At 68.2% G+C, this 13,280-nt stretch carries 15 protein-coding genes; 11 read left to right on the top strand and 4 right to left on the bottom strand.

Features of this window, described 5'->3' with window-relative positions:
- Positions 1-10: 10 nt before the first annotated feature.
- The 3 genes from KYK13_RS13180 (at position 11) to KYK13_RS13170 (ending at position 4,771) form a co-directional block, all read left to right on the top strand.
- Positions 11-796 carry an IF-2 protein gene (locus KYK13_RS13180; protein ID WP_223644611.1) on the top strand — a complete coding sequence of 262 codons (786 nt, stop codon included), beginning with the start codon at positions 11-13 and terminating at the stop codon, positions 794-796.
- Between the two features lie 429 nt (positions 797-1,225).
- A complete protein-coding gene (locus KYK13_RS13175; protein WP_370645347.1) occupies positions 1,226-3,697 on the top strand; it encodes a ribonucleoside-diphosphate reductase subunit alpha in 2,472 nt (823 codons plus the stop codon).
- 63 nt (positions 3,698-3,760) lie between these two features.
- Positions 3,761-4,771 (top strand): ribonucleotide-diphosphate reductase subunit beta, encoded by a 1,011-nt coding sequence (locus tag KYK13_RS13170; protein WP_223644609.1) that lies wholly within the window; start codon positions 3,761-3,763, stop codon positions 4,769-4,771.
- Positions 4,772-4,847: 76 nt separating this feature from the next.
- On the opposite strand, the gene aqpZ is transcribed toward KYK13_RS13170, so the two are convergent.
- From aqpZ to KYK13_RS13150, 4 genes are all read right to left on the bottom strand, one after another.
- A complete protein-coding gene (gene aqpZ / locus KYK13_RS13165) occupies positions 4,848-5,678 on the bottom strand; it encodes an aquaporin Z (protein ID WP_223644606.1) in 831 nt (276 codons plus the stop codon).
- A 163-nt stretch (positions 5,679-5,841) separates the two neighbouring features.
- Entirely contained in the window at positions 5,842-6,375 is a 534-nt protein-coding gene (gene hpt / locus KYK13_RS13160) for a hypoxanthine phosphoribosyltransferase (protein WP_223644604.1), read from the bottom strand.
- Positions 6,376-6,387: 12 nt separating this feature from the next.
- Positions 6,388-7,203, bottom strand: coding sequence for a uracil phosphoribosyltransferase (locus KYK13_RS13155; protein ID WP_223644602.1), 816 nt, complete (start codon positions 7,201-7,203; stop codon positions 6,388-6,390).
- Between the two features lie 36 nt (positions 7,204-7,239).
- A complete protein-coding gene (locus KYK13_RS13150; RefSeq protein ID WP_223644600.1) occupies positions 7,240-7,839 on the bottom strand; it encodes a thymidine kinase in 600 nt (199 codons plus the stop codon).
- 197 nt (positions 7,840-8,036) lie between these two features.
- On the opposite strand from KYK13_RS13150, the gene KYK13_RS13145 reads away from it, so the two are divergent.
- From KYK13_RS13145 to rplI, 8 genes are all read left to right on the top strand, one after another.
- The gene (locus KYK13_RS13145) at positions 8,037-8,408 is read left to right on the top strand and encodes a DUF5658 family protein (protein ID WP_223644598.1); all 372 of its coding nucleotides are present in this window, start codon (positions 8,037-8,039) and stop codon (positions 8,406-8,408) included.
- Positions 8,409-8,524: 116 nt separating this feature from the next.
- The gene (gene spoVG, locus KYK13_RS13140) at positions 8,525-8,824 is read left to right on the top strand and encodes a septation regulator SpoVG (protein WP_014395244.1); all 300 of its coding nucleotides are present in this window, start codon (positions 8,525-8,527) and stop codon (positions 8,822-8,824) included.
- 42 nt (positions 8,825-8,866) lie between these two features.
- A complete protein-coding gene (locus tag KYK13_RS13135; RefSeq protein WP_223644596.1) occupies positions 8,867-9,820 on the top strand; it encodes a ribose-phosphate pyrophosphokinase in 954 nt (317 codons plus the stop codon).
- A gap of 221 nt (positions 9,821-10,041) precedes the next feature.
- A complete protein-coding gene (locus KYK13_RS13130; RefSeq protein ID WP_223644593.1) occupies positions 10,042-10,728 on the top strand; it encodes a 50S ribosomal protein L25/general stress protein Ctc in 687 nt (228 codons plus the stop codon).
- Positions 10,729-10,834: 106 nt separating this feature from the next.
- The gene (gene pth, locus KYK13_RS13125) at positions 10,835-11,410 is read left to right on the top strand and encodes an aminoacyl-tRNA hydrolase (protein WP_223644591.1); all 576 of its coding nucleotides are present in this window, start codon (positions 10,835-10,837) and stop codon (positions 11,408-11,410) included.
- A gap of 274 nt (positions 11,411-11,684) precedes the next feature.
- On the top strand, positions 11,685-12,164 hold the full coding sequence (gene rpsF, locus KYK13_RS13120) for a 30S ribosomal protein S6 (RefSeq protein ID WP_223644589.1): 480 nt from the start codon (positions 11,685-11,687) through the stop codon (positions 12,162-12,164).
- 48 nt (positions 12,165-12,212) lie between these two features.
- Positions 12,213-12,614, top strand: a complete 402-nt coding sequence (gene rpsR, locus KYK13_RS13115; protein WP_223644587.1) for a 30S ribosomal protein S18 — start codon at positions 12,213-12,215, stop codon at positions 12,612-12,614.
- Between the two features lie 28 nt (positions 12,615-12,642).
- The gene (rplI, locus tag KYK13_RS13110) at positions 12,643-13,086 is read left to right on the top strand and encodes a 50S ribosomal protein L9 (RefSeq protein WP_223644585.1); all 444 of its coding nucleotides are present in this window, start codon (positions 12,643-12,645) and stop codon (positions 13,084-13,086) included.
- Positions 13,087-13,280: the final 194 nt, after the last annotated feature.

Genomic DNA, 13,280 nt, shown 5'->3' with positions numbered 1-13,280 from the left:
AGCAGGCGACATGACCACCCATTCCCCCCAGGGCTTCGGCTACCGGGCCCGCCGCACCTTCACCCGGCTGGTCGTCTTCCTCGTCATCCTGGGCCTGGGCGCCGGCGTCGTCTTCCTCCTGGGCCAGCTCAACGCCCGCACCTTCACCGTCGTGCAGGAGAACGGCGAGTTGGTGGTGATGAAGGGCCGCGCCCTGCCCACCGGCGCCGCCGCCTACCGCCCCGGGGACCCGCGCCTCGCGGACGCCTACGCGCCTGTGCCCCTGGAAGGCCAGGACGTCACCCTGCTGACGCAGCAGAAGTTCACCGACCGTGACGACCTGGACCGCGCCCTCTTCCCCCTCCTGGAGACCCTGGCCCGCCCGCGCATCGCGTCCGGCGAGCCCGCCAAGGTGGAGCGCGGCCTCTACTACCTGCGCCGCGCGGAGAAGCTCTCCGGCATCACGGAGGAGCAGCGCCGCAGCCTCCACTCCATGCTCACCGACGTCGCCTTCTACCAGGCGCGCCAGAAGCTGGAGGACGCGCGCCGCCTCGTGTCGGAAGGCCTCGCCCAGCTCAAGCTCGCCGCGGAGACGGAGAACCGCCACGCCCGCGCCGCCAACCAGATGCTCAGCACCGTGGGCCCCGCCGCCCGCGACCTGGAGGAGGCCCTGCGCCGCGCCGTCCACACCGACAGCGCCCCGGACAACACCCCTGTAGCACCCGCCCCCCGCCCCGCCGCCCCGACACCCGCCGGTGACGCGTCCGCCACGCCCCCGACAACCGCTCCAACCCCCGACGCGGGCGCGCAGCCCTGATCTCCAGGGGTTGGGTGAGGGGGTAAAAAAGACGGGGCCCGACCGGCCTTTGCGCGCCTGTAAATGTCGCCCAAAGGACGGCCGGAAATGTGTCGGTGAATGATCATAGATTGCAATGATCGATCCGACCTACCCGGCAGGTTTACACAGGATCTTGCGTTGACACACCGGATGACCCCCCATAGCTTGGGTCTCCTCTGTTGCTCGCCCGCCACCAAGGGGGCACGCCCACGGAACCCGGAGGCCGGTGTGGTTTTCTTGATCGACACACACATCTGCCAGACAATTCGCTACATGTCGGGTCGCTGTCGCCAGACCCGCGGGTCCTGATCGGAAGTAGCCCTCCCCTGCCATCTCCGGAAGCCATCGCCCACGGGGTCCGCCCACCCTGGTGGCTCCGCTATTGCCTTGCTCGGAAGTGAGACGCCCGTGACCGTCCAGACGCCCTTGAAGCCGAACGTCGTCGCCTCGCCGCCCCCCGACTCCGCCACCGTGGCGCCCGCCACGCAGGCCCCGTCGGCCCCCGGTGACTTCACCACCACCATGCGGGTGAAGAAGCGCAACGGCACGGCGGAGCCGGTGGACCTGAACAAGATCGTCCGCGCGGTGGGCAAGTCCTGCGTGGGCCTGTCGCGCGTGGACGTGATGCGCGTGGCCACCAAGACCATCAGCGGCCTGTATGACGGCGCCACCACGCGGGAGCTGGACAGCCTGTCCATCCAGACCGCCGCGGCGCTCATCGTGGAAGAGCCCGAGTACGCCCGGCTCTCCGCGCGCCTGCTCTCCACCTTCATCCAGAAGGAGGTCAGCAACCAGGACATCCAGTCCTTCAGCCAGTCCGTCGCCGCCGGCCACAAGCACGGCCTCATCGCGGACCGCCTGCTCACCTTCGTCCAGGCCAACGCGCGCAAGCTCAACGCCGCCATCGACCCGGTCCGCAACGACCTGTTCGAGTACTTCGGCCTGCGCACCGTCTACGACCGCTACCTCCTCAAGAACCCGCAGACGCGCGAGGTCATCGAGACGCCGCAGGACTTCTTCCTGCGCGTGGCCTGCGCCCTGTCCGGCGACAACGCGCGCGAGGCCATCGAGCTCTACCGTCTGTTCAGCTCGCTGGAGTACCTCCCGTCCTCGCCCACCCTGTTCAACTCCGGCACGCGCCACGAGCAGCTCTCCAGCTGCTTCCTGCTGGACTCGCCGGCGGACGAGCTGGACGCCATCTACAAGAAGTACTCGGACATCGCGATGCTGTCGAAGTTCTCCGGCGGCATCGGCGTGGCCTACCACCGCGTGCGCGCGCGCGGCTCGCTGATCAAGTCCACCAACGGCCACTCCAACGGCATCGTCCCGTGGCTCAAGACGCTGGACGCGTCCGTGGCGGCGGTGAACCAGGGCGGCAAGCGCAAGGGCGCGTGCTGCGTGTACCTGGAGACCTGGCACGCGGACATCGAGGACTTCCTCGAGCTGCGCGACAACACCGGTGACGAGGCCCGCCGCGCGCACAACCTCAACCTGGCCAACTGGGTGCCGGACCTCTTCATGCGCCGCGTGGAGGCGGACCAGGAGTGGAGCCTCTTCGACCCGAAGGCCGTCCCCCACCTCACCGACCTCTTCGGTGACGCCTTCGAGAAGGCCTACGTGGAGGCCGAAGCGCAGGGCCAGGCCGTGCGCAAGGTGAAGGCGCGCGACCTGTACGCGCGGATGATGAAGGTGCTGGCCCAGACGGGCAACGGCTGGATGACCTTCAAGGACATCTCCAACCGCAAGAGCAACCAGACCGGCCAGCCCGGCAACGTCATCCACCTGTCCAACCTGTGCACCGAAATCCTGGAGGTCACGAGCCAGGGTGAGACGGCGGTGTGCAACCTGGGCTCGCTCAACCTGGGCCGCATGGTGAAGGACGGGAAGTTCGACTTCGACCTCCTGCGCTCCAACGCGATGCTCGCGCTCAAGCAGTTGGACCGCGTCATCGACCTCAACTACTACCCCATCCCCACCGCCGCGGACTCCAACCGCCGCTGGCGCCCGGTGGGCCTGGGCCTGATGGGCCTCCAGGACGTCTTCTTCCAGCTGCGCCTGCCCTTCGACTCCGCCGAGGCGCGCAACCTGTCCAAGAAGATCTCGGAGGAGATCTACTACGCGGCGCTCGTCACCTCGTCCGACCTGGCGGAGCAGTTCGGCCCGCACCCGGCCTTCCCGGAGACGCGCGCGGCCAAGGGCGAGCTGCAGTTCGACAGCTGGGGCATCGTCCCGGAGGACACGCTGCGCTGGGACGCGCTGCGCTCGCGCATCATGAAGGTGGGCCTGCGCAACTCGCTGATGATCGCCATCGCGCCCACGGCCACCATCGCGTCCATCGCCGGCTGCTACGAGTGCATCGAGCCGCAGGTGTCCAACCTCTTCAAGCGCGAGACGCTGTCGGGTGACTTCCTCCAGGTGAACCGCTACCTGGTGCGCGACCTGCAGCAGCTGGGGCTGTGGAACGAGAACACCCGCAACCGCATCAAGCTGGCGGAAGGCAGCGTGCAGGACCTCACGGAGCTGCCGGAGGAGCTGCGCGCCATCTACCGCACCGCGTGGGAGATCCCCATGCGCTCGCTCCTGGACATGGGCGCGGACCGCGGCGCCTTCATCGACCAGAGCCAGTCTCTCAACCTCTTCGTGGAGACGCCCAACATCGGGAAGCTGTCCTCGATGTACTTCTACGCGTGGCAGAAGGGGCTGAAGACGACCTACTACCTGCGCTCGCGCCCGGCCACCCGCATCGCCAAGGCCACCGTGGGCCAGGGCGGCCCGACCCTCACCGCCGCCCCCACGTCCGCGCCGCAGACGGTGACCGCGGAGGCGGAAGCGGTGGCGTGCTCGCTGGAGAACCCCGAGGCGTGCGAGGCCTGCCAGTAGTCCCCTGGCGGTCCCCCACCCTGCTGTCCCCTGTCGTCGTGTGAGTAAGGGAGTGCCGAAGCAATGCTGCTCGATCCGGGAATGAACCTGACGCTGCGCCCCATGGCGTATCCCGTCTTCTTCGAGATGTACCGCAACGCCATCAAGAACACCTGGACGGTGGAGGAGGTGGACTTCTCCACGGACCTGGTGGACCTGCGCTCGAAGATGACGGACGCGGAGCGTCACCTCATCCACCGGCTGGTGGCCTTCTTCGCGACGGGAGACTCCATCGTCGGCAACAACCTGGTGCTCAACCTCTACAAGCACCTGAACGCGCCCGAAGCGCGCATGTACCTGTCGCGCCAGCTCTACGAAGAGGCCCTGCACGTCCAGTTCTACCTGACGCTCCTGGACACCTACGTGCCGGACCCGGCCGAGCGCGCCAAGGCCTTCGCGGCGGTGGACAACATCCCGTCCATCCAGCGCAAGGCGCGCTTCTGCATGAAGTGGATGGACAGCATCCAGGCGCTGGATCAGGTCCGCTCCAAGGCGGACCGCCGCCAGTTCCTGCTGAACCTCATCTGCTTCGCCGGCTGCATCGAGGGCCTCTTCTTCTTCGCGGCCTTCGCGTACGTGTACTTCCTGCGCAGCAAGGGGCTGCTGAACGGCCTGGCCGCGGGCACCAACTGGGTGTTCCGCGACGAGTCCGCCCACATGGCCTTCGCCTTCGAGGCCATCAAGACGGCGCGCAAGGAGGAGCCGGACCTCTTCGACGCGAGCCTGGAGCGGGACGTGGTGCAGATGATGCGCGACGCGGTGGAGTGCGAGACGCAGTTCGCGCAGGACCTGCTGAGCGGCGGCGTCGCGGGCCTGTCCGTGCAGGACATGCGCGGCTACCTGGAGTACGTGGCCGACCAGCGCCTCCAGATGCTGGGCATGGCCCCCGTCTTCCACACCAAGAACCCGCTGCACTTCATGGACCTGCAGGACGTGCAGGAGCTCACCAACTTCTTCGAGCGCCGCGTGTCCTCCTACCAGGTGGCCGTGGGCGTGGGCGCCGCCAACGACGTCGTCTTCGACGCCGCCTTCTAGGGCCCCACCCTCCCCTGCTTCACACCCAAGGCCGTGCCCCGCGACGAGCGAGGCACGGCCTTCGTGCGTCCACGGCTCAGACGGGGCGTTCCATGTCGCGCCGGCCGCCCACGATGCGCTCGCGGCGCTCCTCTTCCAGGGCCTGCTCCGCGCGCGCGGCCGAAATCTGCACCGCCGGGCGGGCCACCAGCCGGTACACGGCGGACGCGAAGGCCGCGCCCAGCAGTGGCGCGATGATGAACAGCCACAGCTGGCCCAACGCGGCGCCTCCGGCGAACAGCGCCGGGCCCAGGCTGCGCGCGGGGTTCACCGACGTGTTGGTGATGGGGATGCCCACCAGGTGGATGAGCGTCAGCACCAGGCCAATGGCCAGGCCCGCGAAGCCCACCGGCGCACGCGAGTCCGTGGCCCCCAGCACCGTCAGCACCAGGAGGAAGGTGAGCGCCACCTCGGTGAGGAAGGCCGCCCCGCCGCCATAGCCCTCCGGCGACGCCGCCCCATAGCCGTTGCTGCCCAGCCCCTCCGCGCCCGCGGAGTACCCTCCCGGCGCGCCCTTCGCGATGAGCAGCACCACGCCCGCCGCGACGATGGCGCCCACGCACTGCGCGATGACGTATCCAGCCACATGGCGCTTGTCGAACTTGCCCGCCATCAGCAGGCCCACCGTCACCGCCGGGTTCACGTGGCAGCCGGAGATGGGGCCAATCGTGTAGACCATGGCCAGCAGCGACAGCCCGAAGGCGAAGGCCACCCCCAGAAAGCCGATGCGGTCGCCCGCCAGCACCGCCGCCCCGACGCCGCCGAGCACCAGCACGAACGTGCCGATGGCCTCCGCCAGGTACTTCTGCATCGCCTCCCCGCCCGCTGTCGCCGTCCGCGGGGAAGCCCTCACGTTCCCGTCTCGCATGGTCAACCCTCCTCGAGGTGTCCAGAGGAGAGGCTGCGCATGCGTGCGCCCCACAACGCGAGAGGGCCCTGCCCACGGCCGCACTGCGGCGCGTGGACAAGGCCCTCGCAGTCCCAAGGCCCCCACCCCGAAGGGAGGGGCAGCCAGGCCCATCAGGCGTCTCTCAGACGTGCTTCCACACGCCGATGAACGGCAGGTTCCGGTACTTCTCGCCGTAGTCCAGGCCGTAACCGACGACGAACTTGTCCTCGATGACGAAGCCCTTGTAGTCGATGTCCACCTTCGTCTTGGCCCGCGCGGGCTTCTCCAGCAGCGAGCAGATCTTCACCGACGCCGGGTGGCGCGCCCGGAGGTTCTCCAGCAGGAAGCTCATGGTGAGCCCCGTGTCGATGATGTCCTCGATGACGAGCAGGTGCTTGCCCGCCATCGGCTTGGACACGTCCGTGGTGATGCGCACCTCGCCCGTGGACTCCGTGCCGCCGTGGTAGCTGGACACGCCCAGGAACTCGAGCGTCAGCGGCAGATCAATGGCCCGCGCCAGGTCGATGGCGAAGAACGCGGAGCCCTTGAGCACGCAGATGAGCGTCAGCTCCTTGCCCTGATAGTCGCGGGTGATCTGCGCGCCCAGCTCCTTCACGCGCGCCTGCACGGCCTCCTCGGAGATGAGGACGCCGACATCCTTCTCGTGGAACGTCACCGGGTGCTCCCTCTACACGTAGGCGTTGTTCATGATCTCCCCGAAGCCGCCGCCGCCGGGGACGATGTACTGCCGGTCATCCAGGCCCCGCTCCTTGTCCCAGAGCAGCCCCGGCGCGGTGCCGAACACCTCCGGCGGGGACAGGCCGCGGTCCAGACGGAGCGCGTAGATGATGACGTCCGGGTGCTCCGTCGTCATCCGGCGCAGGTACTCCGGCGTGACGATGAGGTTGAGCGTGATGATGCGCCGGGCCCGCCCGGGCACCTTCGTCTTGTAGAGCTGGATGGCCGTGGAGAGGCTGCCGCCCGTGGCCCCCATGGGGTCCGGGAACAGCACGAACGCGTCGTCCACGTCCCCGCCAATCTTCGCGCCGCCAATCTCCGAGCCCACCACCGCCTGGGCCGCGTCGATCATCCGGCTCATGATGATGTGATCCTGCCGCACCAGGGACGGATCCACCGTGAAGTTGAGCAGGTCGTACGTCACCTGCGACGGCAGCGTCCCCGCCCGCGCGATGTTCACCGTCACCACGCGCAGCTGCGGATCCACCACCTCGCCCTGGTAGATGCCCAGGGGCGTGGAGTCGATCATGCGGGTGGGAAGGGTCACCATCTTGCGCGGGAACTCCGCGTTGATGACCGTCTTCACCAGGTCCGTGTACAGCTGCTCCACCAGCCGGTTGATCTGCGGCTGCAGCGTGCCCTTGGCGCACAACGTGGCCAGCTGTGAGAGGAGAAACGGATTTCCCACCAGGTGGACGTTGGGCCCGTAGTGGTGGGCCAGCTCGTTCAACTGGAAGGGCACGTTCGCGTACAGGGTGTCGCGCATCGGAATGGGGCTCCCGCGCCAGGCTTGAGGCGGCTTTCAGTCGAACAGGTTCAGCGTCCGCGGAGGGCTCGCTTCCGCGGGTTCCGCCACGTGACACTTGCGGCAGCGCGGCTCGTAGGCACCGGCCGCGCCCACCACCACCCGCTCCTCGCTGCCAATGATGCGCTGCGAACGGTTGGCCGGGTTCCCGCACACCGCGCAGATGGCCAGCTCCTTCGTCACGTACTCCGCCACCGCCATCAGCTGCGGCATGGGTTCGAAGGGGCGCCCCTGGTAGTCCTGGTCCAGGCCCGCGCAGATGACGCGCATGCCCTTCTGGGCGAGCGCCTCGCACACCTGGACCACCTCTCCGCCCAGAAACTGGACCTCGTCGATGCCCACCACCTGCGTGTCGGGGGCTAGGTGCCGGAAAATTTCTTCAGCCCTTTCGATGGGCAGGGACGTCAATTTCAACTGGCTGTGGCTCACCACCTGCGTTTCGTCATAGCGGGTGTCGATGCGCGGCTTGAACACGCGCACCTTCTGGCGGCCGTACAGCGCCCGCTTGACGCGGCGGATCAACTCCTCCGTCTTGCCGGAGAACATCGAACCGCAGATGACCTCTATCCACCCGATATCTTTGGGGAATTGATGCAAGGCACACTCGTCCGGGAGGGGCTGGGCGGGGCCAATCTCCGCGACCCACCCCTTCCCGTCAATTTCGTTTCCGGCGGCGCAAGCCCCCGCCTTCGGCCGCCTGCCCGGCTGCTTTCCGGCAAGTCCCGTCAAGCCCTGGCAAGGGATTTGAATAGCCCCCGGCCCAGGGACACGGTCGGAAACCTTGGGGGTGGGGCGTGGCGGCGACGGCGGATGGGGTGCAGGCGGGGGGTTGGGCGCAGCAGGCTTCTTTCTACACGTCACCGGCGTCGGTGGCGCTGCTCATGCTGAACCTCCTGGACGGGCTCTTCACCCTGCTCTTCCTGCAGCTGGGGGTGGCGGAGGAGCTCAACCCGGTGATGCGCGTGGCGTACGAGCAGTCTCCGCTGCTCTTCATGTTCTCCAAGCTGCTCATCGTGAACGCGGGGCTGTGCCTGCTGTGCCTGCACCGCCGGCTCAAGGCCAGCCGCCTGGCCATCCGCGCGGGGGCCGTCGTCTACGCCATCATCGTCGTCTACCACCTGGCATTTCTTGCCCACCTGGTGAGTCACTGGCCCTTCGGGGCATGACACCGGGAGGACCAGTGAACGGTCCCCAGCGCGACAGGTAGGGGGTGCTTGATTTTCACCTCCCGTCTGTCCCAGGCTTCCCCATAGCTCCGGCCTTACAGGTTCGGGGGGGGACCATGAACATCACCGACGTCCGGGTGTTTCCGGTCGAAGAGGACAAGCTCAAGGCGTACGTCACCATCACCCTGGATCACTGCTTCGTCGTGCGCGACCTGAAGGTGATCCACGGCTCCACCGGGCTCTTCATCGCGATGCCCGCGAAAAAACGGAAGGACGGGACCTACAAGGACATTGCCCACCCGCTCAACGCGGACACGCGCAGCCAGATGGAGCGCGTCATCCTGATTGAGTACGAGAAACACCTTCACCAGGCGCAGAACGGGACGCTCGGCCCCGTGGCCGCGGAACTCGACTAACGATCTTCCCTTCGGGGCGCGCACGGGTTAGTCAGCGCCCCCATGCAGCCGTCGCGTGACTTCAAGGTGTTCGCCGGGAACTCCAACCCGGCGTTGGCGCAGCGCATCTGCGAGTACCTCCAGCGTCCGTTGGGCAAGGCGACGGTGGACACGTTTTCCGACGGGGAGATCCACGTCGAGATCGGCGAGAACGTGCGTGGACAGGACGTGTTCATCGTCCAGTCCACGTGTCCGCCGGCGAACCATCACCTGATGGAGCTGCTGATCATGTGCGACGCCCTCAAGCGGGCGAGCGCCGGCTCCATCACCGCGGTGATGCCGTACTACGGGTACGCGCGGCAGGACCGGAAGGTGGCGGCCCGCACGCCCATCACCGCCAAGCTGGTGGCGGACATGCTGGAGGTCGCGGGGGTCAACCGGGTGGTGTCCATGGACATGCACGCCGGGCAGATCCAGGGCTTCTTCAACATGCCCTCGGATCACCTCTATGGCTCGCCGGTGTTCCTGGAGGACATCCGCAAGCGCTTCCCGGAGCCCACCGAGCTGGTCATCGTCAGCCCGGACGCCGGCGGCGTGGAGCGCGCGCGCGCCTACTCCAAGCGGCTGAACACGGGCCTGGCCATCATCGACAAGCGCCGCCCGCGCCCCAACGCCTCGGAGGTGATGAACCTCATTGGCGACGTGAAGGGCAAGGACGCCATCCTGGTGGACGACATGGTGGACACGGCGGGCACGCTCGCGCAGGCCGCCGCCGCGCTGAAGGACAAGGGCGCGCGCCGGGTGGTCGCCTACGCGGTGCACCCCATCCTGTCCGGCCCCGCCATCCAGCGCATCACGGACTCCGTGCTGGAGGAGGTCGTCTTCACGGACACGGTGCCCCTGGCGGCCAACGCCAAGGGGTGCCCGAAGATCCGCGCCCTGAACACCGACGCCCTCTTCGGAGAGGCCATCGCGCGCATCCACCGCGCGGACTCGCTGAGCTCGCTGTTCGTCTAGGCGAAGCGGCCGCCCGGGCGCCTCCGCACGGAGCGGCGCCTGGAGTCCGGGCGGCTTGACGAAGGACCCCGGGGGCTGGCATGTCCGGCCCCCTCCACCGGTTCCAAGGGCCAGTCATCACGGCCCGGGCGCCGTCTTCGGGGCCCACCATGGGGGTGGGATGCCGAGGGCGCCCAGACGCCGGTGAACCCCGCGGTACCCACCGAAAAGAGAGCCTTTCCATGGCCACCGAAAAGAGCACCCTCGAAGCCCAGGCCCGTGACAACTCCGGCAAGGGCGTTGCCCGCCGCCTGCGCGCGCAGGGCCGCGTTCCCGCCGTCGTCTACGGCAAGCACCTGAAGGCGCCGCTGCACATCTCCGTGGACCCCAAGGGCATCCGCACGGCCATCAACACCCCGCACAAGCTGAACACGCTCATCCAGCTGAAGCTGGCGGGCAACGAGCAGCAGGTCCTCCTGAAGGACTACCAGATGGATCCGCTCACCCGCGACATCCTGCACGCGGACTTCATCGCCGTGAGCGAGAAGGAGCAGGTCAAGGTGAACATCCCGGTGGTGCTCACCGGCAAGGCCGCGGGCGTGGCCGACGGCGGCCTGCTCACGCAGATCCGCCGCAACCTGGAGGTCTGGGCCCTCCCCGGCGCCATCCCGCTCCAGATTGAAGTGGACGTCACCAACCTGAAGATCGCGGAAGCCCTCCACGTGAACGACGTGAAGCTCCCCGAGGGCGTGTCCGTGAAGACGCACGTCAACTACACCATCGCGACCATCTCCGCGCCGGAAGCGGCGGAGGCGGCTCCGGCGGCGGCGGCTGCTGCGGCGGCCCCGGCGGCGGCGGGCAAGGCGGCCCCGGCGGGCGACGCGAAGGCCCCCGCGGCGGCCGCGGCCAAGGCCCCGGCGAAGAAGTAGTCCTCTTCCGCCGTTTCTGTATCTGTTCGCGGGGCGGGCCTCTTTCCAGGGCCTGCCCCGCTGTCTTTTCCGGCCCCCTTCGCGGGGGCCTTGTTGGGAGCCTTCCATGAAGCTCATCTGCGGGCTGGGCAACCCCGGGCGCGAATACGAGCGCCACCGCCACAACGTCGGGTTCATGGTGGTGGACGCGCTGCTCGCCCGCGCCCGCGCGGAGCTCACCCAGGACAAGTTCCAGGCGCGGGTGGGCCAGGGGAGCCTGGGCGGCGAGCGCATCCTCTTCGTGGAGCCGCAGACGTACATGAACCTGTCCGGCCGCTCCGTGGCGGAGGCCGCGCGCTTCTACAAGATTCCCGTGCAGGATGTGCTGGTGGTGCACGACGAGCTGGACCTGCCCTTCGGCCGGCTGCAGCTCAAGGCGGGCGGCGGCGCGGGGGGCCACAACGGCCTCAAGAGCATGGTGCAGTGCCTGGGCGAGGACGCCTTCATCCGCGTGCGGGTGGGCATTGGCAAGCCGGAGGGGCCCAACGCCAAGGAGCGCGTGGCGGGCTACGTGCTGTCCAACTTCGACGACGGCGAGCGCCGCCAGTTGGAGGAGCTCATCGGCAAGGCGGCGGACATGGCGGAGAGCTGGGTGCGCGACGGGCTCTCCACGGCCATGAACCGCCACAACCGCCGGGCCTGAAGCGGGCCGGGCCGCCTGGCATCCCCTCCTCCTCCTGGCTCCGCTTGACTTTGCGGGAGGGGTCCTCTTAGAAGCCCCCTTCCCCCGGAGTGCGTCCCACGCGGTCCGGTGGATGTTCTTTCAAAGCTTCCCGTGTTCACGCACGGGCCAAGGCGCGGCGGTGACGGGCGCGCGAGAGGATTTCCCGTCCCCGGTGGTGGCCTTCGAGGGCTGCCGGCCGTTTCCCCGCTCCCCGGATGGTCCGGGGGGCACTCGACCCCAAGGGGAGAGAAACATGGCAGAGACGCAGGCCGCCAAGCGGCTTCGTGAGTACGAGACCATCTTCCTGGTCAAGCCGGACCTGACCGACGACAACGTGGACAAGCTGAAGGAGCGCGTCCGCGGCATCGTTTCGCGTGAGGGCGGCAAGGTCCTCCGCTTCACGGTGTGGGGGAAGAAGAAGACCCTGTTCCCCGTGGCCAAGCAGCCCCGCGCCATCTACGTCCACACGAGCTTCCTGGGTGACGGCAAGCTGGTGGCGGAGATCGAGCGCAACCTGCGCAACATCGACGAGGTCACCCGCTACATCTCCGTGAAGATCGCGGACGAGGTGGACCCCGAGTCGCGTCCGGTGCTCGAGGACCTGAAGCTGGCTGGCGACGTCGAGGAGACGCGTCCGGGCGCTCCGGCGGACCGCGAGGGTGGCTTCCGCGGCGGCGAGTCGTCCGAGTTCGCGGGTGGCGATTCGGAAGAGGAGTCCTCCGAGGAGGCGTAACGCCTCTGTCGGGACCTTCCCCCAACCTTCCAGGAAACGAGAACGTTCATGAGCAACGGCATGGATAGCAAGCAGGGCGCGGGCGCTTCCCGCGGCCCCGGTGGCGGTGGCGGCTACGGCGGCGGTTCGCGCGGTGGCGACCGTGGCGGTGATCGCGGCGGTGACCGCGACCGTGGTGGTGATCGCGGCGACCGCGGCATGGGCGGCGACGACGACAAGCGCGGTGGTCGCGGCTTCGGCCGCAAGAAGGTCTGCCGCTTCTGCGCGGAGAAGAACGCGCAGGTGGACTTCAAGGACCAGGCGACGCTGAAGTACTTCGTCACCGAGCGCGGCAAGATCATCCCCCGCCGCATCTCCGGCAACTGCGCGAAGCACCAGCGTGAGGTGGCGGTGGCCATCAAGCGCGCCCGCGGCATCGCGCTCCTCCCCTACAACGCGGTGGTCGGCTAGTCGCCGGTCCGCAACACAGGAGACAGACATGAAGGTCATTCTGCGTGAGGACATCGACAACCTCGGCAAGTCCGGCGAGCTCGTCACGGTGAAGGACGGCTTCGGCCGCAACTTCCTGCTGCCGCGCAAGAAGGCGGTGCTGGCCAGCGAGCAGAACCTGCGCCAGCTGGAGCACGAGAAGGCCGTGCAGACCGCGCGCAACGCCAAGCTGAAGGGCGCCGCCGACGAGCAGGCCAAGAAGCTGGGCAGCGTCAAGGTCACCATCAAGCGCAAGGTGGGCGAGCAGGACAAGCTGTTCGGCTCCGTCACGGTGCTGGACATCGCCGAGGCGCTCGCGGCCCAGGGCCAGCAGGTGGATCGCCGCCAGCTGCACCTGGCCGAGCCCATCAAGTCGCTGGGCAGCTACGACGTGGAGCTGCGCCTGCACCGCGAGGTGACGGCGAAGATCAAGGTCGACGTGGTGGCCGAGTAGTCCACCGCTTCACCTGAAGCGCTCCATCGCTTCAACGGGAAGGGCCGTCCGGGAAACCGGGCGGTCCTTTTCGCGTTCCAGGAGGCCGTGGTGCCCCCTTCCGGACGTCCGGCTGGCGCCGCCCGGGGTCCGGCTCACGGCATCCGCGTGGAAGAAGTGACCGGGGCGTGGGTACTTCCCCGGCGGACACCGCC

This window comes from Corallococcus sp. EGB (genome assembly GCF_019968905.1).
Lineage (GTDB): Bacteria > Myxococcota > Myxococcia > Myxococcales > Myxococcaceae > Corallococcus.
Note: the sequence above shows the minus strand (reverse complement) of the source record. Positions and strands in the feature narration are given on the sequence as shown.

Excerpts from the sequence above, each read along its gene's own strand:
- KYK13_RS13180 (WP_223644611.1), top strand. The coding sequence starts at position 11 with ATGACCACCCATTCCCCCCAGGGCTTCGGCTACCGGGCCCGCCGCACC.
- KYK13_RS13170 (WP_223644609.1), top strand. The coding sequence starts at position 3,761 with ATGCTGCTCGATCCGGGAATGAACCTGACGCTGCGCCCCATGGCGTAT.
- aqpZ (WP_223644606.1), bottom strand. The coding sequence starts at position 5,678 with ATGCGAGACGGGAACGTGAGGGCTTCCCCGCGGACGGCGACAGCGGGC.
- KYK13_RS13155 (WP_223644602.1), bottom strand. The coding sequence starts at position 7,203 with ATGCGCGACACCCTGTACGCGAACGTGCCCTTCCAGTTGAACGAGCTG.
- spoVG (WP_014395244.1), top strand. The coding sequence starts at position 8,525 with ATGAACATCACCGACGTCCGGGTGTTTCCGGTCGAAGAGGACAAGCTC.
- KYK13_RS13135 (WP_223644596.1), top strand. The coding sequence starts at position 8,867 with ATGCAGCCGTCGCGTGACTTCAAGGTGTTCGCCGGGAACTCCAACCCG.
- KYK13_RS13130 (WP_223644593.1), top strand. The coding sequence starts at position 10,042 with ATGGCCACCGAAAAGAGCACCCTCGAAGCCCAGGCCCGTGACAACTCC.
- pth (WP_223644591.1), top strand. The coding sequence starts at position 10,835 with ATGAAGCTCATCTGCGGGCTGGGCAACCCCGGGCGCGAATACGAGCGC.
- rpsF (WP_223644589.1), top strand. The coding sequence starts at position 11,685 with ATGGCAGAGACGCAGGCCGCCAAGCGGCTTCGTGAGTACGAGACCATC.
- rpsR (WP_223644587.1), top strand. The coding sequence starts at position 12,213 with ATGAGCAACGGCATGGATAGCAAGCAGGGCGCGGGCGCTTCCCGCGGC.
- rplI (WP_223644585.1), top strand. The coding sequence starts at position 12,643 with ATGAAGGTCATTCTGCGTGAGGACATCGACAACCTCGGCAAGTCCGGC.